Origin of the sequence: Streptomyces sp. NPDC057287, from assembly GCF_042667905.1 — a bacterium.
In the GTDB taxonomy this organism is placed as follows: domain Bacteria; phylum Actinomycetota; class Actinomycetes; order Streptomycetales; family Streptomycetaceae; genus Streptomyces.
Map to the genome: position 1 here is coordinate 66,028 of NZ_JBHUYV010000007.1, position 22,021 is coordinate 88,048.

Sequence of the window (22,021 nt, forward strand, 5' to 3'; positions counted from 1 at the left end):
TGTACGGGCCACGGGTGGCCTGAGAGTATGACACCCATGCATGACGACTCCACGCCCCCGAGGCCGCCCGCACGATCGAGGACCCGTACGTGGGCCGTGGTCGCCGCGGCCTGCACCGGCCAGTTCCTCGTCGTCCTCGACGTGTCCGTCGTCAATGTGGCGCTGCCGTCCATGCGTACCGACCTCGGCCTGAGCGCCCCCGGACTGCAGTGGGTCGTCAACGCCTACTCGATCGCCTTCGCAGGCTTCATGCTGCTCGGCGGCCGGGCCGCGGACATATACGGCCGCAAGCGCATGTTCCTGACCGGGCTCGGCCTCTTCACGGCGGCCTCGCTGGCCGGCGGGTTCGCCCAGGAGGGGTGGCAGCTCCTCGCCGCCCGCGCCGGGCAGGGGCTCGGCGCCGCCGTGCTCTCCCCGGCGACGCTCACCATCCTCACCGCCGCCGTCCCCGAGGGACCGGCGCGGACCAGGGCGATCGGCACCTGGATGGCGGTCGGCGCGGGCGGCGGGGCGGCCGGCGGGCTGATCGGCGGGGTCCTCACCGACACCCTCTCCTGGCGGTGGGTCCTGCTCATCAACGTGCCGATCGGCGTCCTCGTCATCGCCGGCGCGGCGGTGTGGCTGGCCGAGGGCCGGGCGGGCGACCGGCGCCGGGTGGACCTGCTGGGCGCGGTGCTCGTCACGGCGGGCCTGGCGACGACGGCGTACGGCATCGTCCAGACCGAGGCCTCCGGCTGGACCGCCGCCGCCACCCTGGTGCCGCTGCTGGGCGGCCTGGCCCTGCTCGGCGTCTTCGTCCTGGTGGAATGGCGGGCCGCCGCCCCGCTGATGCCGCTGCGGGTGCTCGGGGTGCGCGCCGTCTCGGCGGCGAACGTGTCGATGCTGCTGCTGGGGTCGGCGACGTTCGGCATGTGGTACTTCATGACCGTCTACGCCCAGAACGTCCTGGGCTACACCCCGCTGCAGGCGGGCCTCGCCCTCCTGCCGACGTCCGTCGCCGTCTTCGCCGGATCGAAGGCCGCACCCAGGATCATGGCGCGGACCGGCGCCAAGAACCTCGCCGTGACGGGCGTCCTGGTCGCCGCCGCCGGGTTCGGCTGGCAGTCCACCATGGGCGTGGACGGCTCCTACCTCACCTCGGTCTGTCTCCCCGGGGTCCTGATGATGGCCGGGGCCGGGCTGGCCTCCACCCCGCTGGCGACGCTCGCCACCTCCGGCGCGGCTCCCGGCGACGCCGGACTCGTCTCCGGACTGGTCAACACCTCCCGCACGATGGGCGGCGCGCTGGGCCTCGCCGTGCTCTCCACGGTCGCCGCCGCCCGCACCGGCGGCTCCGGAGGAGCCGCCGAGATCACGGCCGGATACGCCCTGGCCTTCCGCACGTCCGCCGTGGTGCTGGTGGCCGGAGCGGCGATGATGCTGCTCTGGCTGCCGGGCAGTCGCGCCGGGACCGCGGGCGGACCCCCCGGCGCACCGGCCGGGGCCCGGCCGGAACGGTCCGGCGAGGAGCCCGCGCCGGCACTGCACTCCCCGGAGGCCTGAGCCCCTGCCCGGTGGGGCAGGGGGAACGCTCCCGGTGCCGTGGGAGCAGGCCCGCTGCCAGAGTCTGCCCGCGGTCGGAGCCGGCGCCGTCCGAGCTGCCTGCCGTCAGAGCCAGCCCTGCCGGCGGGCCGCCCGCATCGCCTCCATGCGATTGCGGGTGCTCGTCTTGCCGATGGCCGAGGAGAGGTAGTTGCGGACCGTGGACTCCGAAAGGCGCAGCCTCGTCGCGATGTCGGCGATCGTCGCCCCGTCCACGGAGGCGTTCAGTGCGTCCCGCTCCCTCGGCGTCAGCGGGCTCGGTCCCGCACCCAGTGCGGCGGCGGCCAGGGCCGGATCGATCACGGTCTCTCCGCCCAGCACCTGCCGGATCGCCTTCGCGAGATCCCCCACCGGGCCGTCCTTCACCAGGAAGCCGGAGGCCCCGGCCTCCATGGCGCGCCGGAGGTAGCCCGGCCGCCCGAAGGTGGTCAGGATCAGCACCCGGCAGTCCGGTACCTCCGTACGCAGGTCCGCCGCCGCGTCCAGACCGCTGCGGCCCGGGAGTTCGATGTCCAGCAGCGCCACGCTCGGGCGGTGCAGGAGCGCGGCATCCACGATCCCGACCCCGTCGGCCACCTGGGCGACCACCTCGAAGTCCGGCTCCATCCCGAGCAGCAGGGCGAGCGCGCTGCGCATCATGCCCTGGTCCTCGGCGAGCAAAATGCGTACCGAACCGGTGGGCCGGTGGTCCTGCGGCATCTCGTTCACGGGGCCCAGAGTAGGCCGCCGGGGGCCCGGCGGAGGCCCGACGCCGCCACCCGGCCGGATGATCACCCGCCGCGGTCCCGCCACCCGCCGCGGTCCCGCCACCCGCCGCGGTCCCGCCACCCGCCGCGGTCCCGCCACCCGCCGTGGTCCCGCCACCCGGGCCGGCGGAGCACCCGTCAGCGGCGGTCCCGCCTCCAGGCACGGCGGAGCACCCGTCAGCCGCAGCCCCGCCGTCCGGAGCCCTCCCGCACCTCGGCCGGCAGTTCCGCCGCCAGGAAGAAGCCGCCGTCCGCCCCGGGGCCCGACTCCAGGGAGCCTCCCGCGGCGGCCAGCCGCTCGGCGAGACCCTTCAGCCCCGTACCGTCCACCGGGCCCGTGGGGCGTCCCGGGCCGGCTCCGTCGTCCGTCACGGTCAGCCGGACCCGCCCCCGCGCGGAACCGAGGGTGAACACACAGCGGGTCGCGCCGCTGTGGCGGACGGCGTTGGTCACCGCCTCCCGGGCCACCCAGCCCAGCAGCGCGTCGGTCTGCGGGGCGGGCGGCGGGCCCGAGCGGTGGATGACCGCCTCGATCCCGGCGGCGGCCAGCACCGGTCCGGCCCGGTCCAGTTCGGTGGCCAGGCTCCCCTCGCGGTATCCCGTCACCGCCTCCCGGATCTCGGTGAGTGCCTGCCGGCCCACGGACTCGATGTCGGTGACCTGGGCGATCGCGGCATCGATGTCGTGCGGAGCGAGTCTGCGTGCCGCCTCCGACTTGACGACGACCACCGACAGGGTGTGGCCGAGCAGGTCGTGCAGATCGCGCGAGAAGCGCAGCCGCTCCTGCTCGACGGCGCTGCGGGCCAGCTCCTGCCGGGTCGCGCGCAACTCCATCACGGTCTCCGACAGCGTGAGGATGGCGGCCGTCACCCCACCGGAGATGAGGGTCCCGTACCCGATCGTCCAGGGTTCGGAGGCGTGGTCCCCGCGCCACACGGCCACGAGGCTCGCACACACGGCCAGGGAGAACAGCCCGGCCCCGAGCCACCTGCCCCGCAGGATCGTGCCGCAGGCCAGGGAGAGCAGCGGGAAGAACAGCAGCCAGCTGCCCCCGTAGCCGATCGCGAGGGAGAAGGTGACCGCGCCCATGGCGGCCAGCAGCCAGTACGAGGTGGTGCTCTCCCTCCTCCGGCGGTCGAATCCGCGGAACACCACCGACGTGTAGAGGGAGTTGAAGGTGAGGAGACCCAGGGCGCCGACCCAGGGGTTCGGCGTCTCCCCCTGCCAGAGGTTGGAGAAGGCGCCCAGCCCGAGCAGCAGCCACGGCAGCAGGGCGTACGGCCCGGGAGGCCCCGGCCGCCGCTCCCGGCCGCTCGGCCGGGGGCCCTTCCCCCGGCCGGTCAGTCGTGTCGTGCGGGACATCGCCACTCCGATCACATCGTCCGTGCGGACCGGCGGTACGAGATCACGGCGTATCCGCCGAACAGCAGCAGCCATCCGACGAGCACCGCCACCGCACCGGCTCCCGGAGTGTGCTCGGCGGCCACCGACCGGCCCAGCTCGGCGAATCCGTACGCCGGGGTGAACTCCCCGACGGAACGAAGCCAACCAGGGAACGCCTCCAGCGGGAACCACAGTCCGCCGATGATCGCGAACCCCATCAGGCAGGCCACGTTGACCACGCCGGTGGCCTGCGGGGTGAGGCGGTAGCCGTTGCCGATGCCGAGCAGGGTGAACGGCAGCGCCCCCACCCACAGCAGCAGCACCAGCACGATCCACTGCCAGGCCGCCATCCGCACCCCGTTGACCGTGGCACCCGCCAGCAGGACGGCCAGGACCGTCGGCAGCACCGTCACCGAGCCGCTGACCGCCCGGCCCGTCACCGCGCGTCCGGGGCCCAGCGGTGTGATGCGCAACTGCTTGAGCCAGCCCAGGGACTTGTCGGAGGCGATGCCCGTACCGATCGACATGGACGAGACGAGCGCGCCGTAGGCCGCCATGCCGACCATCGACGCGGCCCTCCAGTCGCCGGAGGCGCCGGCCCCGCCCAGATTGGTGAAGAGCAGGTACATCAGCACCGGCATGCCGGTCCCGAAGACCAGGAACGCGGTGTCACGCAAGGTCCGGCGGATTTCGAGCAGGATGTACGCGGTCATCGCAGGAACTCCTTCGCAGCGGCGGTACCCGGCGTTCCGGGTGAGGTCAGGGCGAGGAAGGCGTCCTCCAGCGTGGCGCCGCTCACCCGGATGCCGCGTACGGCTCCGATCCGGGCCAGCTCCACCACGGTCGCGTCGGGGTCGTCCGTACGCAGGAGCGCCCGGCCTCCGCGTACGTCGACGCCCACCACGCCCGGCAGCGAGTCCAGCCCGTCCGCCGGGCGGCCCGCCAGGTCGACGGAGACCAGGCTGCCGCCCGCCGCCCGCCGGATCGTCTCGCCGGTGCCGTCCGCGACGATCCGGCCCCGGTCGAGGACGACGATCCGGTTGGCGTTCTCGTCCGCCTCCTCCAGGTGGTGGGTGGAGAACAGGACGGTGTTGCCGCGCCGCGCGTACGAGCGCATCGAGTCCCAGAAGGCGCGGCGCGCCTCGACGTCCAGGGCGGAGGTCGGCTCGTCCAGCACGATCAGGTCCGGATCGCCCGCCAGTGCGACGGCGAACCGGACGCGCTGCATCTGGCCGCCGGAGAGCTTGTCGATGCGCCGGTCCGCGTACTCCGCCATCCCCGCCAGGGCGAGTGCCTCCGCGACCGGCAGCGGGCGCGGATAGGTGGACGCGACGAAGGCGACCAGCTCACGCACCGTCACCCGGGGGATCGGGCGGCCGTCCTGGAGCATCGCACCGACCAGTCCGGCGCGGACCGCCCGGTCGGGGGTCTCGCCCAGGAGCCGCACGGTCCCGGAGTCGGGGACGTCCAGCCCCAGCAGCAGCCCGACGGTGGTGGACTTGCCCGCGCCGTTGCGGCCCAGGAGGGCGACGGTCGCGCCGCGCTCGATGGTGAGGTCGATTCCGTCGACGGCGCGGACGGTGCTGCCCGCCCTGCCGAACGTCTTGACGGCTCCGGTGAAACACACCGCCGGGCCGGTCGTCGTGATTCCCGTCGGCCGCAACGCCGTTGGCCGCGCCCCTGGCCGCATCCCCGTTATCTGCTTCATGTCCATGACGCTACGGAGCGCGGCTCCCGTCCGGCAGAGGCGCATGTACGGACTCGCCCGTGACAAATGTCCTGGGTGGGCGGCGCCGCCGCACAGCCGGGGGCCGCCGCAGCCGATGGCTGCGACGGCCCCCGTGCCGTACGGAGCGGTTCAGGCCGCCGCGCTGCCACCCCCTTCGGAGGGACGGCGGTGACGCCCGTGCGGCTGCGCGGTCATGCTCTCCGCAGATGCGCCTCCTCGGTGCTTTCCGTAGCCGCCGGCTTCGGCCCGTTCCGTGTCCGCCTGGGGCGGACGCGTCTGGGTCGTGTCGGTTCGGGCTTCAGACATGTGGGAAGTCTCCCCGTTGCAATCGCTTACGTGTGTATCGCAGCCCCGCCGCCATCCGGCGCGGTCACCGTCGGCGCCCGCGCGGAACGGCTGCGTAGCCCGGGCCAGAGTTTATCCAGGTGCGGGGCGTCCGGTGAGGGGCGCCTGCCCCAGTGGGACGGGTGTGCACACCGCGGGAGCCGGAGCGGACCCGGACGCGCCCGTTCCGTTCGCGACGGCCGGGTGGGGGTCGTCCACGGGGGTCTCCAGGAGCGCCACGGCACAGGGCGTGCCCTCCTGCGCGTACGGCAGGTGCAGCACTCCTTCCCGTGTCCAGAAACCGGATCCGGCGGCCCACCCGGCCGGCGCCGCGAACTGGTGCAGGCGGCGCCCCGCCGGGCGCCACAGCCCCACCCAGCTGCCCTCCGCACCGTCGATCCGCAGAGCGACCGCGCAGCTCTCCGGCATCAGCATCTGGCCCGGCTGCACGGCGAACGGCGTCAACGCCCCGTCCTGTGTGCGGAGGCACTCCGGGAAGCGCACCGGGAGGCAGCTGCCGAGCACGCCCCAGCCGAGCCGGTCGTGGCCGGGCGCGTCCGAGCGGACCAGCAGCAGGCCGCTGTCGGCGTCGGCCAGCAGCAGGCGGTCGTTGCTCTCCGGCGCGATCTGCAGGAGCGGGGTCACCTCACCGCCGCGTTCCAGGTCCACGACGACCGCCTTCACGGGGCCGCCTCCCGGCATCTGCCGGTCCAGCGCGAGCAGCCGGCCCTCCCGGTCCAGCCAGGCGCCGCCCGAACAGCGCCCCGGGACGTCGGCGACGTGTTCGGGGCCGAACGCCCCGCCCGCCACCAGCCAGACACCGGTGGAGCGGACTCCGGGAAGCAGGGCGTAGGCGCTCATGCCGTCCGGGGACGGGGGCAGGAGCGCGAGCTCCGCACAGACGAGGGCGCCCAGGGGGAGCTCGCCCGTGCCGGGCCCCGTCGGATACAGCAGCGAGAACGTGTGCCGGCCGGCGGCCGGCTCCCGCCGGATCAGGACCCGCCCGTCCGAGAGCGGCAGCACGTCCGACCCGGCCTGCTCCGGCCGGTCGAGGGGGAGGGACACGGCGTAGGGCTCGGGGCCGTCCAGCGTCCAGCGTTCGGCGAACCGGGCCGGCCCGGCGGGCTCCCCGGCCGTGGTGAGCCGCGCCGCGTACGAGTGGTCGGCGGCGATCGTGAGCGGGGGCGGCACGGGGCGGGGCGCCTCGTCCGTCTGCGCCAGGGGCTCCTCGTCCGTCTGCGCCAGGGGTGGTGCGGGCGGTGCCGACGGGATGGGGGGAACGGGCGGCGCGGGCGGCAGCGGAGGGACGGAGGGGAGGGGAGGCACGGGTGCGACAGCTCCTCGGGCCCCGCCGTGCGTGCCGGGCGGGGCAGGAGTGGTGGGAGCGGTGGTCTCTCCGGACGGGGGCCGCCCGCCAGGACCGACGGCGGGGCCCGTCGCCCCCGTGCCGGGCGGGCCGGCGGACAGCATCGGGCCGGCCTCCGGGGCGGCCGGTGTCTCCGGGGCGGTCGGTGCCGGCGGGTCGGCATCCCGGTCGTGTGGCGTCGCTCTGACCGGATCGGCACCCTCGTCCGACGCACCCGCGGCGTGGGGATTTCCGGGCCCCTCGGGCCCGTCCGGTACAGCGGGCGCGGGCGCGGGTTCGGCCGTCGCGGCCGCCCTTGCGACTCCGGCGGTCGTGTCCTCGATGGCACAGGCAGTCATGGTCCGGTCACCTCCGGCAACAGAAGCTAGGTTTCGGACGCCCCGACGGACAACACAGGCCACACCACTTCACACATAAGGGTGTCGATGTCCTGATTCGCCTGCGGAGGCAGGGCGGACTGTGCTGCGCACTCCCGTGCAAGGCCACCGGGGACGGCACCGCCCCGGCCGGCCCGCTGTGGGAGACCCCCCGCGCCGTGAAGGCCCGGCAGGCCCCGGACCGGTCCGCCGGGACGCGGTACCCGGGCCCCGGAGGGACGTCGGCGAACCTCGTCCGGCACGGAGCCCCGGCCGGCCTCGTCCGCCACGGAGCCACGGCGAACCTCGTCCTGGACGGCCTCCGCGCGGGCCTCGTCGAGTAACGATTCGTACCGGCCGCCGTTCCCCCTGTGCGGGGTCCGGCCGCCAGGGGCGGCGGGGCACGGCGGACAGGTAGCCTTTCCCCCGTGCCCCGTCTGTCTGAAGTCATCGCCGAACTCGACGCCCTCTGGCCACCCGAGCGGGCCGAAGGATGGGACGCCGTCGGCACGGTCTGCGGCGATCCCTCGGCGGAGATCGACCGGGTCCTCTTCGCCGTCGATCCCGTCCAGCGGATCGCCGACGAGGCCCGCGACCTCGGGGCCCAGCTGATCGTCACCCACCACCCGCTCTATCTGCGGGGTACGACGACGGTCGCCGCCTCCACCTTCAAGGGCCGGGTCGTGCACGGGCTCATCAAGCACGACATCGCCCTGCACGTCGCGCACACCAACGCCGACACCGCCGACCCCGGCGTCTCCGACGCCCTCGCCGGCGCCCTGGACCTGCGGGTCACCGGCCCGCTGGTGCCGGACCCCGGCGACGCCACCGGCCGCCGCGGGCTCGGCCGGATCTGCGAGCTCGACCACCCCGAGTCCCTCCGCGACTTCGCCGCCCGCGCCGCCGCACGGCTGCCCGCCACGGCGCAGGGCATCCGGCTGGCCGGCGACCCGGACGCGATCGTGCGCCGGGTCGCGGTGAGCGGCGGCTCCGGCGACAGCCTCCTCGACGCCGTACGCGCCGCCGGTGTGGACGCGTTCCTCACGGCGGACCTGCGCCACCACCCGGCCTCCGAGGCCGTCCAGCACTCGCCGCTCGGCCTCGTCGATGCCGCACACTGGGCCACCGAATGGCCCTGGTGCGAGCAGGCCGCCGCGCAGCTCGACGCACTTTCCGACCGCCACGGATGGGACCTGCGGGTCCATGTCTCGAAGCAGGTCACCGACCCCTGGACCACCCACCACTCTTCTGGAGCCCCCAACTGAACGCCGCGCCCGCCGACCAGATCCGACTCCTCGAAGTCCAGGCACTCGACGTACGCCTCTCGCAGCTCGCCCACAGGCGCACCTCGCTCCCCGAGCACGCCGAGCTCGACTCGCTGGGCAGCGACCTCGCGCAGCTGCGCGACCTGCTCGTCGCCTCGCAGACCGAGGAGAGCGACACCACCCGCGAGCAGACCAAGGCGGAGCAGGACGTCGACCAGGTGCGCCAGCGCGCCGTCCGCGACCAGCAGCGGCTCGACTCCGGCACGGTCTCCTCGCCCAAGGACCTGGAGAGCCTGCAGCGCGAGATCACCTCGCTGGCCAAGCGCCAGGGCGACCTGGAGGACGTCGTCCTCGAGATCATGGAGCGCCGCGAGTCCGCTCAGGAACGTGTCGCCGAACTGACCGAGCGCGTCGGTGCGGTGCAGGCCAAGGCAGACGACGCGACCGCCCGCCGCGACGCCGCGACCCAGGAGCTGGAGGCCGAGGCCGCCACCGTGGCGAAGGACCGGGAGGTCGTCGCGGGCGCGGTACCCGCCGACCTGCTCAAGCTGTACGACAAGCTGCGCGCCCAGCAGGGCGGCGTCGGTGCGGCCCGGCTCTACCAGCGCCGCTGCGAGGGCTGCCGTCTGGAGCTGAACATCACCGAGGTCAACGACGTGAAGTCCGCTTCCCCCGACACCGTGCTGCGCTGCGAGAACTGCCACCGCATCCTCGTCCGCACGTCGGAGTCGGGCCTGTAATGACCGCTCCCCGCCAGCTGGTCGTCGAGGCCGACGGAGGTTCCCGGGGCAACCCGGGGCCCGCCGGCTACGGTGCGGTCGTCCTCGACCCGGTCACCGGCGGGACGCTCGCCGAGGCCGCCGAGTACATCGGCGTCGCGACCAACAACGTCGCCGAGTACAAGGGGCTGATCGCCGGCCTGAAGGCGGCGAAGGCGCTGCTGCCGGACGCCACCGTGCAGGTGCACGTCCGGATGGACTCCAAGCTGGTGGTCGAGCAGATGTCGGGCCGCTGGAAGATCAAGCACCCCGGCATGAAGCCGCTCGCCGAGGAGGCCGCAGGCATCCTGCCCGCCTCCTCGGTCACGTACGAGTGGATCCCGCGCGCGCAGAACAAGCACGCCGACCGGCTCGCCAACGAGGCGATGGACGCGGGCGCGCGGGGCGAGCAGTGGGACCCCGGGGCCTCCACGGCCGATACGGGGGCCACCCGGACCCGGGCCCTCCCGGAGGAGCCGCCGCCCCCGTCGGGCCCGCCCGGTGACGCGACGGCGGGAGCGGCGAAGGTACGCGCCGCGATGGCCGCCGCCCGCCCGGCGACGGCCGCCCCGCGGACCGCCCCGCAGGCGGACACGACGGCCGCCCCGCAGGTGGGCTGGGGGAGTGCGCCCGATCTGGGTGCGCCCGCCACCTTCATCCTGCTCCGGCACGGGGAGACGGCCCTCACCCCCGAGAAGCGTTTCTCGGGGAGCGGCGGGAGCGACCCCGAGCTTTCGGACACCGGGCGCCACCAGGCCGCCTGCGCGGCGGAGGCGTTCGCCGCGCAGGGCACGGTCCAGGAGATCGTCAGCTCTCCGCTGCGCCGCTGCCGTGAGACGGCACAGGCCGTGGCCGACCGGCTCGGCCTGGAGGTCCGTATCGAGGAGGGCCTGCGCGAGACGGACTTCGGCGTCTGGGAGGGGCTCACCTTCGCCGAGGTGAGGGAGCGGTACGGCTCCGACCTGACCGCCTGGCTGGCGTCCTCCGACGCGGCTCCCACGGGCGGCGGCGAGAGCTTCGCCGAGGTGGAGGAACGGGTCTCGGCGGCCCGCGACCGGCTGATCGCCCGCTACGCCGGCCGCACCGCGCTGCTGGTCACGCACGTCACGCCGATCAAGACCCTGGTCAGGCTCGCGCTGGGCGCGCCGCCGGAGTCGCTCTTCCGCATGGAGCTCTCACCCGCCTCCGTCTCGACGGTGGCGTACTACGCGGACGGGAACCCGTCGCTGAGGCTCCTCAACGACACCTCGCACCTGCGGTAGCGCGGGCGGAGCACCCGCGCGGTCCGCGACCGCGGGGGCTCAGCCGCGGCCCAGTGCCGACGCCTCGGCGGCCAGCCGCTCCACGCGCGCCCAGTCCCGGGCCGCCACGGCGTCGGCGGGCACCATCCAGCTGCCGCCCACGCAGCCGACGTTGGGCAGGGCCAGGTACGAGGGTGCCGAGGCGAGCGAGATGCCGCCCGTCGGGCAGAAACGGGCCTGGGGGAGGGGCGAGGACAGCGCCTTCAGATAGGCGGTGCCGCCCGCGGCCTCGGCCGGGAAGAACTTCATCTCCGTGATCCCGCGCTCCAGCAGCGCGACCACCTCGGAGGTCGTCGAGACGCCGGGAAGGAACGGCACGCCCGAAGCCTTCATCGCGTCCAGGAGGGCGTCCGTCCAGCCGGGGCTGACCAGGAAGCGCGCTCCGGCCGCGACGGTCTCGTCCACGTGTGCCGGGGAGATCACCGTGCCCGCGCCGACCACAGCCCCGGGGACCTCCGACGCGATCGCCCGGATCGCGTCGAGGGCGGCGGCGGTCCGGAGCGTGACCTCGATCGCGGGCAGTCCGCCCGCGACGAGCGCGCGGGCCAGCGGCACCGCGTCGGCCGCGTCCTCCAGGACGACGACGGGGACGACGGGGGCGAGGTCCAGCACGGAAGCGGACACGGCGGCGGGCGCGGAGGAGGTCATGGACTCATCCTGCCGCGAGAACCGCACACTGCGCAACGCGCGTTGCGCATGCTGCAACGTGTCGCCGTGGCGCCGAGCGCGGTGGGGCCCGGATCAGTGGATCTCGGTGACCACCACGTCGAGGGCCCAGGGCCGCCCCGCCCGCCCGGGAGCCTGCGCCTCCACCACGTACCCGAGGTCGCGCAGCACCTCCACCAGCTCCGCCGGACCCTTCGGTCGGGCCCCGGACACCAGCAGGTCGCGGACCATCCGGCCCTTCGTCGCCTTGTTGAAGTGGCTGACCACCGACCGCTTCTCCACCCCGTCCACCGTCCGGGACTGGAGCACCCGCACGCTCGCCGTACGCTCCGCGACGGCGCCCGCGGGCTTCCACGCCCCGGCGTACGCGGACGAGCGCAGGTCCAGGACGGGCCCGTCCCCGGCCGCCTCCGGCATCACCGCCGCCATCGGGGCGCGCCAGTACGCGTTCAGCGCGCCCAGGCCCGGCAGCCTCACCCCCATCGAGCAGCGGTACGAGGGAATCCGGTCGCCCACCCGCACGGCGCCCCACAGCCCGGAGAAGACCAGCAGCGACTTCCCGGCCCGCCGCTTCGCCGCCGTGTCCAGCGAGGCCAGGTCGAGGGCGTCGTACAGCACCCCCGTGTAGACCTCCCCGGCGGGCCGGGTGCCGGCCGTGCGCAGCTCGGCGTTCTTCGCGATCTCACCGCGCAGCCCCTCGCTCAGACCGAGCACCTCGCGGGCCTTGTCCTCGTCGGCCAGACACAGCTCGACGAGCTCGTCGAGGATCGCGGCACGCGCGTCGGCGAGGCCCGGCAGCGAGAGCGACTCCGGCTTCAGCGGTGCCCCGCGCCCCGAGGCGGCCTTACCTTCGGAGGGCGGCAACAGCACGAGCACGGGGCTTCTCCTTCATACGCGGCACAGGGCCCCGCGCGTGTGGGAGCCCCCGGCAAGGGTACGGGCCGGGGGCTCCCGGGCCCGCCGGGGAGACCGGGATGCCGACCCCGCCGCACCGGCCTACGCTCGGTGGCATGCCCCGCCGCCAGCTTCACGTGACCGGTGCGGACGGCACCCCGCTGCGGACGGCCCTGAGCGCCCTGCGCACCGGGCTCGGCCTGACCGCCGGCTTCCCGCCCGCCGTCCTCGCCGAGGCCGGGGAGGCGGCGGAGTCACCGGACCTGTCGGGCCACCAGGACGCCACGGACCTGCCGTTCTTCACCATCGATCCGCCGGCCTCCACGGACCTCGACCAGGCGATGTGCCTGGAGCGTCGCCCGCACGGCTTCCGGGTGCACTACGCCATCGCCGACGTCGCCGCCTTCGTCCGGCCCGGCGGAGCGCTGGACGACGAGGCCCACCGGCGGGTGACGACCCTCTACTTGCCCGACGGCAGGATCCCCCTGCACCCCCCGGTGCTCTCCGAGGGGGCCGCGAGCCTGCTCCCCGGAGAGACCCGTCCCGCCGCCCTCTGGCGGATCGACCTCGACACCGACGGCCGCGCCGTCGCCGCCGAGGTGCGCCGGGCCCTCGTACGCAGCCGTGCGAAGCTCGACCACACCGGCGTCCAGCGGCAGATCGACGCCGGCACCGCGGAGGATCCCCTCGTCCTGCTCCGGGACATCGGGCTGCTGCGGGAACAACAGGAGGTCGCCCGGGGCGGCATCTCGCTCGGCGTACCCGAGCAGGAGATCGTCGAACGCGGCGGAGGCTACGGCCTCGACTACCGCGCGCCCGTGCCCGCCGACGGCTGGAACGCCCAGATCTCCCTGCTGACCGGCATGGCCGCCGCGGGGATCATGCGGGACTCGGGCACCGGCATCCTCCGGACGCTGCCGGTCGCCCCCGACGGCGCCGTCGCCCGGCTCAGACGCTCCGCCGAGGCCCTGCGCATCGACTGGCCGCACCACGTCCCGTACGCCGAGGTGGTGCGCTCCCTCGACCCCGCGAGAGGCAGCCACGCGGCGTTCCTCCAGGAGTGCACCACGCTCCTGCGCGGCGCCGGATACAGCGTGTTCGAGCACGGAGACCTCCCCACCCCGGCCGTGCACGCCGCCGTCGCCGAGCTCTACACGCACTGCACCGCCCCGCTGCGCCGCCTCGTCGACCGCTACGCGGCCGAGCTGTGCCTCGCGGCGACCGCTGGGCGGGAGCCGCCGGAATGGGTGCTCCGGGCGCTGCCGGGTCTGCCCGAGGAGATGGCCGGGGGCACCCGCCGTGCGAACACCGTGGAGCGCGAGTGCGTCGACCTTGTCGAGGCGGCCCTGGTGGGCGACAGGGCGGGCGAGGTCTTCGACGGATTCGTGATCGACGTGAAGGACGGCGATCCCGGCGTCGGCACCGTCCACATCGAGGACCCGGCCATCGTCGCCCGGATCGAGTCCGCCGGCCCTCTTCCGCTGGGTGAACGCCTGCGCGTCCGCCTCACCCGGGCCGACCTCGACCCGCCGAAGGTCCTGTTCGCCCCCGCGTGAGCGCCACGACCGGACGCTCGCCGGGGCGGCCGGACCCCACGGCCGCCGGTCGCCGAGGCCCCCGGCGACCGGCTTGTCCCCCTCTCGTACGATCACGTACTCGGCTACGGGCTGCGTACCGACTCCGTACCAGGGAAGGTCTTATGCGTGAGTGACCTCGCCATCGCCCCCACGGCCGGCAGGCCCGGGCAGATCATCGCGGCCGCACGCGCTCTTCTGGAGGCGCAGGGCCCGGAAGCGCTGACCATGCGCCGGCTGGCCGACCGGGTGGGTGTCAAGGCGCCGTCCCTCTACAAGCACTTCCCGGACAAGTCGTCCGTGGTCGCGGCGCTGGCCGCAGAGATGCTCCGGGAGACCGCAGGCGTCCTTGAGGCCGCCGAGGCGGCTGCCCCTGGCTCCTTCTCCGCGCTCGCCACCGCGTACCGCGCCCACGCCCTCGCCCACCCGCACCTCTACCTGCTCACGATGGGGCGCGTCCTGCCCGACGGAGCGGCGGCGGACGCCGCCGCGGCCCCGCTGGTCCGCGCCGCGGGCGGCGACGAGGACCGGGCCCGGGCGGCCTGGGCCTTCGCCCACGGGATGCTCGTCCTGGAACTCAACGGCCGTTTCCCTCCGGGCGCCGACCTCTCGGCGGCCTGGGAGGCGGGCATCAGCGCCTTCACCGTCTGACGGCTCCGCGCGGGCGGCGCCGCACGACGGGCGCACGGAGCCGCCCGCCCCGCCGGGTAGCATGGTCACCACGGCAGACGAGCCGGGCGGACGGCCGCGTGAGGATCCCCGGATCCTCCCGAGGAACGTCCGGGCTCCACAGGGCAGGGTGATGGCTAACGGCCACCCGGGGTGACCCGCGGGACAGTGCCACAGAAAACAGACCGCCGGGGACCTCGGTCCCCGGTAAGGGTGAAACGGTGGTGTAAGAGACCACCAGCGCCTGAGGCGACTCAGGCGGCTAGGTAAACCCCACCCGGAGCAAGGTCAAGAGGGAGCGCCTCGGTGCTCCTGCGCGAACGTCCGAGGGCTGCCCGCCCGAGTTCGCGGGTAGACCGCACGAGACCGGCAGCAATGCCGGTCCTAGATGGATGGCCGTCTCCCCGGCCGCCGCGAGGCGACCGGGCGACAGAACCCGGCGTACAGCCCGACTCGTCTGCCGCCACCAGCGGTATTGCCTCGGTGAGGGCCTCCGACCTGCGTCGGGGGCCCTCATCCGGCTTCCGCAGCCTTGCGCATCGGGCTGCCCGGCCGCGACCGCCGCGGTGGTGAGGCCCGCCGTGACGGCGAGCACCGCACTCCGGGCGGAGCGGGGCTCGCCCTCTCCGGCGCCGGATGCTGCGCCGTCCGTCCCCGGCAAGACCCTGCGCGGCGCCTCACCTCGCCCGAGGCATCGAGCATCGTCCGTGTGCGCCCCACCCGGTATCCGGCAAGACCCTGCGCGGCCCCTCAGGGGGCGCCGGTCGATGATCTGTCCGTCGCTTCGGGCGGTTCCGCCGGGAGGGGCCGAGGCGGGGCGGCGGACGCCGTCGTCGCGCTCAGTGGCAGGAGCAGGGGGCGTTTCGCGGTGCGGCCGTCGCCGGAGGACCGGCCGCGCAGGCGGCGTAGCAGCCAGGGGCCGAGGAAGGCGGCCGTCCACCGCAGTTCGGCCAATGCGGCCTGCCGGGCGGAGGGCACCGCCAGCGGGGGCAGCGGGAGCGACCAGGCGTCGTCGCTCCCGGGCAGGCGGAGGGCGTAGGCGGCGGCCGCGGCGATCCGTTCGTGGCCCAGCGGGCTCGAATGGAGCCGGTCGGTGCTCCACAGGCGCGGGTCGGTGGTGACCGCGTGTCCCGCGGCTTCGGTGACCGTGACCCCGTGCCGGGCGGCCGCGGCGCGGATGTGGTCGTTGAGTTCGAACACGCGGGACCTGACAGGCCGGGCGATCGGCGCGATCTTCCCGATGTCGGGGAAGGTGAGGGTCACCACGTGGGCCCCGGCCGCGGTGAGCGCGGCGAACATCTCCTCCAGGTGGCCGACCACCTCCGCCGCGTCGAACCGGGGCCGGAGAAGGTCGTTGACCCCGGCGACGACCGAGGCCAGGTCGGGGCGCAGAGCGAGGGCGGGCCCCAGCTGTTCGGCGCGGACCTGGTGGGCGACGCGTCCGCGTACGGCCAGGTTGGCGTACGTGAGCGAGGGGTCGACGGCCGAGAGGTGCTCGGCGAGCCGGTCGGCCCAGCCCCGCAGTCCGGCGGTGTCGTCGCCGTCCCCGACCCCTTCGGTCTGGCTGTCGCCCAGGGCGACGTAACGCAGGTATTCACCGCTGCTCATGAACGGTCCGCCTTTCACGGAGAACGGCTGAGATGCGCAGGCACCAGCCCCGGTTGTCCTGCTCGAACGCCAGGCCCCGCAGGCAGGTCAGGTAGGGCCCGATCCGCTCGCCCCGGAGCAGGAACTCCTCCTCGTCGGTGTCGCCGCGCATCTGCCGCAGCAGCTTGCCGAAGAGCTCGATCCTGGCCTCTGCGGCGGACGCCCGTTCCTCCAGCTGCTCGATCACCGGTGCGAGGCCGATGTGGTCGGCGGCCTGGACCTTGACGAGCAGGTCGTCGCGGATGAAGGACGGCTTCGACAGGGTGGCGGCGAACTTCTCCAGCTCGGCGAGACCGGCGTCGGTGACCCGGAAGAGCCGCTTGTTGGGCCGGGTCTCCTGGACCACCTGCCGGCCGGCGACCAGCCCGTCCTTCTCCAGCTTCGCCAGCTCGGCGTACAGCTGCTGGGGCAGGGCGTGCCAGAAGTTCGCGACGCCGATGTCGAACGCCTTGGCCAGTTGGTATCCGCTGTACTCGCCGTCCAGCAGCGCCGCCAGCACGGCATGTCGCAAGGCCATCGAAGAGGCCCCTTCCCTTTTCTTGTCCGCCGCTCCATCATACTCAAGAAACTGACTAGTCACATTGTTGAGTAAGAGGAGGGGTCATGGAGACCGCCGAACGCTTCCGCGCCGCTGTGGAGAAGCACGATCTCGCAGCGCTGGACGACCTGTTCACCGAGGACATCCGTCTCCACAGCCCGGTGAAGTTCACGCCCTTCGAGGGCAAGCCCATGGTGTCGGGTCTCTTCGGAGTCCTGCTGCGCACCTTCGAGGACTTCCGCTACGTCGGGGACTTCGAGGGCACGGCCGAGGCAGGGGCCGGCGGTGAGGACGCTCCGTCGGCGATCCTCGTCTTCCGGGCGACCGTGAACGGCAAGCAGATCCACGGCATCGACATGCTCCAGTTCGACGAGGCGGGCCGGATCAAGGAGTTCACCGTGATGGTCCGCCCGCAGTCCGCGGTGCACGCCTTGGGCGAGGCGGTGCTCGCCGGCCTGGTCGCCGACGGCCTCGCGCCTCTGCCCGACGGCGGCTGAAACGCGACCGGAAGCGGGGTCGAGCGGAATCGGAACGGGAAGCGGAATCTGGATCGGGAGCGGGTGTCTCCGGGGCCTTCGCCCGGAGCGGTCGCTTCCGCACCTTCCGGCCAGGCGTGACCGGCCTCCGGTGGAGGGGGTGGGGTGATGATCCGGTGCTGTTCAAGGGGTGTGCGCGAGCACGGCCGGAGAGTTCCGGCCAGAGCATGATCGAATACCTCCCGGTATGCGGAGGACGGTTGATCAATTCGATCTGGAACCCGATAGGCTCCTTGGCGGCGCGGCGAGTTGACGCGAAGTCACTCGGCTGCCGCGATGCTGCGCGCGCTCCCCACGGGCCACGCCTGCGCCGCCCCCAGCTCGAAAGTGTTGCTCTCGAAGGATGCAGATGGAACTTGCCACTCCACCCCCGGCGGCACGCGCCCCGGTCGCTTGGTTCGGCTGGTGGCTGATGCCGCTGGCCTTAGGGGCTGGAACCGTCGTCACCGCAGTGGCGGGACCCGACGAGGTCCAGATACCCGCGACGTTCGCGGGCGCGGCGGTCACCGTCGCCGGCTCGGTCTGTGTGAGGCTCCTGATCCGGACCCGGTCCCAGCTCCGCCGCGCGGGCGACGAATTCCGCTCCGCTCAGGCCGAGCACTCCCAGCAGCTGTACGCGGACGTGCGCGGCCGGGAGCAGAGATTCGCATCCGAGCGCTCGGCCCTCGAAGCGCAACTGGGCGAGCAGGCAGCCCACTTCGATGCCAGGATCGCGGAACACACGCAGGCCTACGAGGCCGGCATCGCCGCACGGGCCGACGCCACGGAGCAGCGGTTCGCGCTCCAGCAGGCCGTCGTCGCCCGACTCGGTGAGACGCACCTCCCCGAAGCGGTCGCGCGACTGCGGGACGGCGAGGCCATCGACGACATCCTGGCGGAGGTCGGCCAGGAGGCCGACGCGAGTCCGGAGCTGCGCGCGGCGCTGCGCAGGGTCCTGCGGACCGCGCTGCTCGGCGTCGAAGAAGAGCTGAATCGTTCCACCTCCGCCGAACAGGCCGTAGTCGGTATCGGCAGCCGTATCCACGTGCTGACCGGCAGGCTTCGCGGCCGGCTGCACGAGATGCAGGGCGAGCACGGGCGCCTGCCCGCCGTGGCCCAGGGCCTCATGGAGCTGGACCAGGAGATCGGCCCTGCCGACTGCCTCGCGGCAAGCATCGGCGTACTCGGCGGTTCGGACCGGCCCGGGCGCCAGTGGCAGGAGCCCCAGCGGCTGCTCAGCGTGGTCCGGGGCGGCATCGGCCGCATCAAGGACTTCAACCGCATCCAGGTCCGTCACCTGCCCGAACTCGGTGTCGACGGCGGCCTGGTGGACCACCTCACCCTGATCTTCGCCCATCTCCTGGACAACGCGGCACGCTACTCGCCGCCCACCGAGCCCGTGGTCGTCTCCGGCAAGGAGGTGCCCAACGGCGTCGGCATCGAGATCCAGGACGCGGGCAAGGGCCTGAGCGACGAGCGGAAGCGCGAGGCGGAGCAGGCCATCGCGGGCACCTCGAAGGGCCCGGGCCTCGGCGGTGTGTCGGAGGACGCCAACCTCGGTCTGCGCGTGGTGGGCGCCCTGGCTCGCCGCTACGGCATCCGGGTCACCTTCGCGGACTCGCCGTGGCTCGGCACCTCCGTGGTCGTGGTGGTCCCCCACAAGTACTTCAGCCATCTGCCCGCCCCCGTCACCGGGCCGGCCGCGCCCGCCGTCATGGAGAGGGCGGAGCCCGTCCCCGTGCCGGCCGGAACCGCCGCGCCGGTGGACAGCACCGAAGCCGGCGGCCTCATGGACACCACGCCCGGGGGCCTGCCCCGACGCAGGAGCAGGCGGGCCGACGCACCGGCTGCCCGGCCGGACGCCACCGGCCGGCCGGCGGAGTCCATGGCCCCCGTGCCCCCGGACGCGTCGTTCGCCGGCCTCGCCGCCTTCGCCACGGCCGGACGCGAGAGCGCCCGGCCGGAGGTGAGGACCGAGGACGCCGGCCCGGGCGTACGCGAGACGACTGCCGGCCGCGAGTACAACCGCACTGAAGAGAGCGACTAGTCCACATGACGCAGCAGGGAACCGACGTGAGCTGGGCGCTCCGGGATCTGACGGAGAGCATCCGGGAGATCCGCTTCGCCCTCGTGGCATCCAGCGACGGCAAGGCCATCACCTCCTACGGCGCCGACGATCCGGACGACGTGGACCGCTTCGCCGCCGTGGTCGCGGGGCTGCAGGCGCTCGCACAGCCCGTGGCCGAGCAATTCCCCAAGTACGCGGGGCAGCTCCGCCTGGCGATGATCGAGGTCGACGGGGGCCACCTCTTCGTGGTGCGGGCCGGTGTGGAGACGTACCTCGGCGTCGTCGCCAGGGAAGGGCTCGACCAGGGCCTGCTCGGCCACCAGATGAGGGACCTGGCGCGCAGGATGGGTGAGCTCCTCGGCACCAGCCCGCGCCTGGAGGAGCACTCTGGATGAGTGGTCCCCGCCGGCCGACGGACCCGCCCGGTCTTGAGCGCTACTACGTCCTCACCGGGGGGCGCAGCGGACCGGGGGGTTCGGCGTCGACCCTGGACGTGGCGACCCTCATCATCTCCCGTGCCGCAGCCGGGACCGGCCTGCAGCACGAGCACGAGGAGATTCTCCGGCGCTGCCGCGATCCGCTGTCGGTGGCCGAACTCGGCGCCCACCTCGGATTGCCCTTCAACATTCTCGCGGTGCTCCTGGCCGATCTGCTGGACGCAGGCCGCGTCGAGGCCCGCGATCCCATTCCGGCGTCAGGCGCCGGCCGCGGGCCCGACCTCGCGCTCCTTGAGGAGGTACTCAGTGGACTTCAAAGGCTTTGACCATCCCGGCCGGCAGGCGGCCGGCGGCGGCACCCGCTCGGTGAAGGTGATGATCGCCGGGGGCTTCGGCACCGGGAAAACCACCCTGGTGCGCTCGGTCAGCGACATCAAGCCGCTCACCACCGAGGAGACGCTGACCCAGGCCAGCGTGGACGTCGACGACCTGATCGGGGTGGCGGACAAGCAGCAGACCACCGTCAGCCTCGACTTCGGCAAGATCGGCATCAACGAGGAGCTGGTGCTGTACCTCTTCGGGACACCGGGACAGGAGCGCTTCTGGTTCCTGTGGAACGGCCTGTTCAAGGGCGCCCTGGGAGCCGTGGTCCTGGTGGACACCCGGCGGCTGGCCTCCAGCTTCCGGGCCATCGAGGAGATGGAGCGTCAGAACGTCCCCTTCGTCATCGCCCTGAACGTGTTCCCGGACTCCAAGGACCACCCGGTCGAGGAGATCCGGGACGCCCTGGACATCCCCGAGCACACCCCGGTCGTGACCTGCGACGCCCGCGACCGGACCTCCAGCCGTGACGTGCTGATCGCGCTGATACGCCATCTCAAGGCACGCTCCGACGTCGCTCTGGAGCCCCGATGACCGACGGACACCCGGAGAACGACACGGACGCCCCCCGCGGCTGCCCCGTCATGCACGGAGGGGCCGACGGCCTCACCCGGCTCTACGGGCCGGACGCGGCGATCGACCCGCAGGGCATCTACGGGCGGCTGCGCAAGGAGCACGGAGCCGTGGCGCCCGTACTCCTGGAGGGGGACGTCCGCGCCTGGCTGGTCCTCGGCTACCGCGAGAGCAGGCGGGTGCTCGACAACCCCCTCCAGTTCAGCCGGGACTCGCGCATCTGGCAGGACTGGAAGGACGGGGGCGTCGAGGAGACCTCGCCGCTGATCCCGATGCTCGGCTGGCGGCCCGACTGCGTCTCCCAGGACGGAGAGCCGCACCGCAGGCTGCGCAGGGCGGTCACCGACAACCTGGACACCCTCGCGGGGCGCGGTATCCGGCGCCATGTCACGCACTTCGCGAACAAGCAGATCGACGCGTTCGCCGGGAAGGGCGGCGCGGACCTGGTGGGCGACTACGCCGAGTACCTGCCGATGCTCGTGCTGACGCGGCTCTTCGGGCTCCCGGCCGCCGAGGGGCGCAGCCTCGCGGTCTCCTGCGCCCAGGTCATCAAGGGCGGCGCGGACGCCCTCGCGCACAACGACCGCATCATGCGGATCCTCGGGGAGCTCGCCGAGCGCAAGCGGATCGAGCCCGGCCCCGACTTCACGACCGGGCTGCTCGACCACGCGGCGGGCCTCGACGAGGGTGAGATCCTCGGCCATCTGCGGCTGGTGCTGATCACCGCGCACACCACGACCAGCAATCTGCTGGCCCGGGTGCTGGAGCTGATCCTCACCGACTCCTCCCGTCTGGCGGGGCTCGTCAGCGGCCAGCGGGCGGTCTCCGAGGTCGTCGAGGAGGTCATGTGGAACACGCCCCCGCTGGCGGTCCTCCCCGGGCGCTTCGCCACCGCGGACCTCGAGCTCGGCGGTACGCAGATCAAGGAGGGCGACCTGCTGGTGCTGGGGCTCGCCGCGGGCAACCTCGACCCGGAGATCCGGCCGGATTCCGGTGTCTCCGTCCACGGCAACCAGTCGCACCTCGCGTTCAGCGGCGGTCCGCACGAATGCCCCGGCCAGAACATCGGCCAGGCCATCATCGAGACCGCCGTCGACGTCCTGCTGCACCGGCTGCCCGGCCTCCGCCTGGCCGTGGGCGCCGACGAGCTCACCTCGACCGCCTCCACCTGGGAGGCGCGTCTGGACGCCCTGCCGGTCGAGTTCACCGCGCAGTCCGTCTGAGTCCACTCATCCGTTCCCGCCCGGCCG

Annotated in this window: 22 protein-coding genes and 1 other RNA gene; 14 read left to right on the top strand and 9 right to left on the bottom strand. The window is 73.7% G+C overall.

Going from position 1 to position 22,021, the window contains the following annotated elements; all coding sequences use genetic code 11:
- The first annotated feature begins 27 nt into the window (after positions 1-27).
- Positions 28-1,542 (top strand): MFS transporter, encoded by a 1,515-nt coding sequence (locus ACFUNE_RS15450; protein ID WP_383566957.1) that lies wholly within the window; start codon positions 28-30, stop codon positions 1,540-1,542.
- Positions 1,543-1,647: 105 nt separating this feature from the next.
- Here the strand turns inward: ACFUNE_RS15450 and ACFUNE_RS15455 are convergent, their stop codons facing one another.
- The 5 genes from ACFUNE_RS15455 to ACFUNE_RS15475 form a co-directional block, all read right to left on the bottom strand.
- Positions 1,648-2,280, bottom strand: coding sequence for a response regulator (locus ACFUNE_RS15455; RefSeq protein ID WP_383567776.1), 633 nt, complete (start codon positions 2,278-2,280; stop codon positions 1,648-1,650).
- A 224-nt stretch (positions 2,281-2,504) separates the two neighbouring features.
- The gene (locus tag ACFUNE_RS15460; RefSeq protein WP_383566960.1) at positions 2,505-3,689 is read right to left on the bottom strand and encodes a sensor histidine kinase; all 1,185 of its coding nucleotides are present in this window, start codon (positions 3,687-3,689) and stop codon (positions 2,505-2,507) included.
- Positions 3,690-3,700: 11 nt separating this feature from the next.
- Positions 3,701-4,423, bottom strand: a complete 723-nt coding sequence (locus ACFUNE_RS15465) for an ABC transporter permease (RefSeq protein WP_383566963.1) — start codon at positions 4,421-4,423, stop codon at positions 3,701-3,703.
- Positions 4,420-5,337 carry an ABC transporter ATP-binding protein gene (locus ACFUNE_RS15470; protein WP_383567779.1) on the bottom strand — a complete coding sequence of 306 codons (918 nt, stop codon included), beginning with the start codon at positions 5,335-5,337 and terminating at the stop codon, positions 4,420-4,422. The genes ACFUNE_RS15465 and ACFUNE_RS15470 overlap by 4 nt, the downstream gene beginning before the upstream one ends.
- 519 nt (positions 5,338-5,856) lie before the next feature.
- Positions 5,857-7,467: a hypothetical protein gene (locus ACFUNE_RS15475; RefSeq protein ID WP_383566966.1), complete on the bottom strand. Its 1,611-nt coding sequence runs from the start codon at positions 7,465-7,467 to the stop codon at positions 5,857-5,859.
- Between the two features lie 197 nt (positions 7,468-7,664).
- Between ACFUNE_RS15475 and ACFUNE_RS15480 the strand changes: the two genes are divergently transcribed.
- The 4 genes from ACFUNE_RS15480 (at position 7,665) to ACFUNE_RS15495 (ending at position 10,770) form a co-directional block, all read left to right on the top strand.
- Complete coding sequence (locus ACFUNE_RS15480; RefSeq protein WP_383566969.1) at positions 7,665-7,829, top strand: hypothetical protein; 165 nt, start codon at positions 7,665-7,667, stop codon at positions 7,827-7,829.
- 84 nt (positions 7,830-7,913) lie between these two features.
- The gene (locus ACFUNE_RS15485) at positions 7,914-8,750 is read left to right on the top strand and encodes a Nif3-like dinuclear metal center hexameric protein (protein ID WP_383566972.1); all 837 of its coding nucleotides are present in this window, start codon (positions 7,914-7,916) and stop codon (positions 8,748-8,750) included.
- Positions 8,747-9,490, top strand: a complete 744-nt coding sequence (locus ACFUNE_RS15490; RefSeq protein WP_383567782.1) for a zinc ribbon domain-containing protein — start codon at positions 8,747-8,749, stop codon at positions 9,488-9,490. Before ACFUNE_RS15485 ends, ACFUNE_RS15490 begins: the two co-directional genes overlap by 4 nt.
- Positions 9,490-10,770, top strand: a complete 1,281-nt coding sequence (locus ACFUNE_RS15495) for a bifunctional RNase H/acid phosphatase (protein WP_383566974.1) — start codon at positions 9,490-9,492, stop codon at positions 10,768-10,770. The genes ACFUNE_RS15490 and ACFUNE_RS15495 overlap by 1 nt, the downstream gene beginning before the upstream one ends.
- Positions 10,771-10,809: 39 nt before the next feature.
- Here the strand turns inward: ACFUNE_RS15495 and eda are convergent, their stop codons facing one another.
- Both eda and yaaA read right to left on the bottom strand, forming a co-directional pair.
- On the bottom strand, positions 10,810-11,457 hold the full coding sequence (gene eda, locus ACFUNE_RS15500) for a bifunctional 4-hydroxy-2-oxoglutarate aldolase/2-dehydro-3-deoxy-phosphogluconate aldolase (protein WP_383566977.1): 648 nt from the start codon (positions 11,455-11,457) through the stop codon (positions 10,810-10,812).
- A gap of 93 nt (positions 11,458-11,550) precedes the next feature.
- Positions 11,551-12,351, bottom strand: coding sequence for a peroxide stress protein YaaA (yaaA, locus tag ACFUNE_RS15505; RefSeq protein WP_383566980.1), 801 nt, complete (start codon positions 12,349-12,351; stop codon positions 11,551-11,553).
- Positions 12,352-12,485: 134 nt separating this feature from the next.
- Between yaaA and ACFUNE_RS15510 the strand changes: the two genes are divergently transcribed.
- The 3 genes from ACFUNE_RS15510 (at position 12,486) to rnpB (ending at position 15,072) form a co-directional block, all read left to right on the top strand.
- Positions 12,486-13,925 carry an RNB domain-containing ribonuclease gene (locus tag ACFUNE_RS15510; RefSeq protein ID WP_383566983.1) on the top strand — a complete coding sequence of 480 codons (1,440 nt, stop codon included), beginning with the start codon at positions 12,486-12,488 and terminating at the stop codon, positions 13,923-13,925.
- A gap of 147 nt (positions 13,926-14,072) precedes the next feature.
- Positions 14,073-14,594: a TetR/AcrR family transcriptional regulator gene (locus ACFUNE_RS15515; RefSeq protein ID WP_383566986.1), complete on the top strand. Its 522-nt coding sequence runs from the start codon at positions 14,073-14,075 to the stop codon at positions 14,592-14,594.
- 78 nt (positions 14,595-14,672) lie between these two features.
- Positions 14,673-15,072, top strand: an RNA gene (gene rnpB / locus ACFUNE_RS15520) — RNase P RNA component class A.
- A 290-nt stretch (positions 15,073-15,362) separates the two neighbouring features.
- On the opposite strand, the gene ACFUNE_RS15525 is transcribed toward rnpB, so the two are convergent.
- Positions 15,363-16,220 (bottom strand): SGNH/GDSL hydrolase family protein, encoded by an 858-nt coding sequence (locus ACFUNE_RS15525; RefSeq protein WP_383566989.1) that lies wholly within the window; start codon positions 16,218-16,220, stop codon positions 15,363-15,365.
- A complete protein-coding gene (locus tag ACFUNE_RS15530) occupies positions 16,207-16,776 on the bottom strand; it encodes a PadR family transcriptional regulator (RefSeq protein ID WP_383566992.1) in 570 nt (189 codons plus the stop codon). The genes ACFUNE_RS15525 and ACFUNE_RS15530 overlap by 14 nt, the downstream gene beginning before the upstream one ends.
- Before the next feature lie 86 nt (positions 16,777-16,862).
- Between ACFUNE_RS15530 and ACFUNE_RS15535 the strand changes: the two genes are divergently transcribed.
- The 6 genes from ACFUNE_RS15535 (at position 16,863) to ACFUNE_RS15560 (ending at position 21,994) form a co-directional block, all read left to right on the top strand.
- A complete protein-coding gene (locus ACFUNE_RS15535; protein WP_383566995.1) occupies positions 16,863-17,294 on the top strand; it encodes a nuclear transport factor 2 family protein in 432 nt (143 codons plus the stop codon).
- 388 nt (positions 17,295-17,682) lie between these two features.
- Complete coding sequence (locus ACFUNE_RS15540; protein ID WP_383566999.1) at positions 17,683-19,359, top strand: ATP-binding protein; 1,677 nt, start codon at positions 17,683-17,685, stop codon at positions 19,357-19,359.
- A gap of 5 nt (positions 19,360-19,364) precedes the next feature.
- A complete protein-coding gene (locus tag ACFUNE_RS15545) occupies positions 19,365-19,775 on the top strand; it encodes a roadblock/LC7 domain-containing protein (protein ID WP_383567001.1) in 411 nt (136 codons plus the stop codon).
- Positions 19,772-20,143 (top strand): DUF742 domain-containing protein, encoded by a 372-nt coding sequence (locus ACFUNE_RS15550; RefSeq protein WP_383567003.1) that lies wholly within the window; start codon positions 19,772-19,774, stop codon positions 20,141-20,143. The genes ACFUNE_RS15545 and ACFUNE_RS15550 overlap by 4 nt, the downstream gene beginning before the upstream one ends.
- Positions 20,124-20,732: an ATP/GTP-binding protein gene (locus tag ACFUNE_RS15555; RefSeq protein WP_383567006.1), complete on the top strand. Its 609-nt coding sequence runs from the start codon at positions 20,124-20,126 to the stop codon at positions 20,730-20,732. The genes ACFUNE_RS15550 and ACFUNE_RS15555 overlap by 20 nt, the downstream gene beginning before the upstream one ends.
- A complete protein-coding gene (locus tag ACFUNE_RS15560; protein WP_383567009.1) occupies positions 20,729-21,994 on the top strand; it encodes a cytochrome P450 in 1,266 nt (421 codons plus the stop codon). Before ACFUNE_RS15555 ends, ACFUNE_RS15560 begins: the two co-directional genes overlap by 4 nt.
- Positions 21,995-22,021: the final 27 nt, after the last annotated feature.

Coding starts and splice junctions, on each gene's coding strand:
- ACFUNE_RS15450 (WP_383566957.1), top strand. CDS start 28: ATGACACCCATGCATGACGACTCCACGCCCCCGAGGCCGCCCGCACGA.
- ACFUNE_RS15455 (WP_383567776.1), bottom strand. CDS start 2,280: ATGCCGCAGGACCACCGGCCCACCGGTTCGGTACGCATTTTGCTCGCC.
- ACFUNE_RS15460 (WP_383566960.1), bottom strand. CDS start 3,689: ATGTCCCGCACGACACGACTGACCGGCCGGGGGAAGGGCCCCCGGCCG.
- ACFUNE_RS15465 (WP_383566963.1), bottom strand. CDS start 4,423: ATGACCGCGTACATCCTGCTCGAAATCCGCCGGACCTTGCGTGACACC.
- ACFUNE_RS15475 (WP_383566966.1), bottom strand. CDS start 7,467: ATGACTGCCTGTGCCATCGAGGACACGACCGCCGGAGTCGCAAGGGCG.
- ACFUNE_RS15495 (WP_383566974.1), top strand. CDS start 9,490: ATGACCGCTCCCCGCCAGCTGGTCGTCGAGGCCGACGGAGGTTCCCGG.
- eda (WP_383566977.1), bottom strand. CDS start 11,457: ATGACCTCCTCCGCGCCCGCCGCCGTGTCCGCTTCCGTGCTGGACCTC.
- ACFUNE_RS15510 (WP_383566983.1), top strand. CDS start 12,486: ATGCCCCGCCGCCAGCTTCACGTGACCGGTGCGGACGGCACCCCGCTG.
- ACFUNE_RS15525 (WP_383566989.1), bottom strand. CDS start 16,220: ATGAGCAGCGGTGAATACCTGCGTTACGTCGCCCTGGGCGACAGCCAG.
- ACFUNE_RS15530 (WP_383566992.1), bottom strand. CDS start 16,776: ATGGCCTTGCGACATGCCGTGCTGGCGGCGCTGCTGGACGGCGAGTAC.
- ACFUNE_RS15535 (WP_383566995.1), top strand. CDS start 16,863: ATGGAGACCGCCGAACGCTTCCGCGCCGCTGTGGAGAAGCACGATCTC.
- ACFUNE_RS15540 (WP_383566999.1), top strand. CDS start 17,683: ATGGAACTTGCCACTCCACCCCCGGCGGCACGCGCCCCGGTCGCTTGG.
- ACFUNE_RS15545 (WP_383567001.1), top strand. CDS start 19,365: ATGACGCAGCAGGGAACCGACGTGAGCTGGGCGCTCCGGGATCTGACG.
- ACFUNE_RS15550 (WP_383567003.1), top strand. CDS start 19,772: ATGAGTGGTCCCCGCCGGCCGACGGACCCGCCCGGTCTTGAGCGCTAC.
- ACFUNE_RS15560 (WP_383567009.1), top strand. CDS start 20,729: ATGACCGACGGACACCCGGAGAACGACACGGACGCCCCCCGCGGCTGC.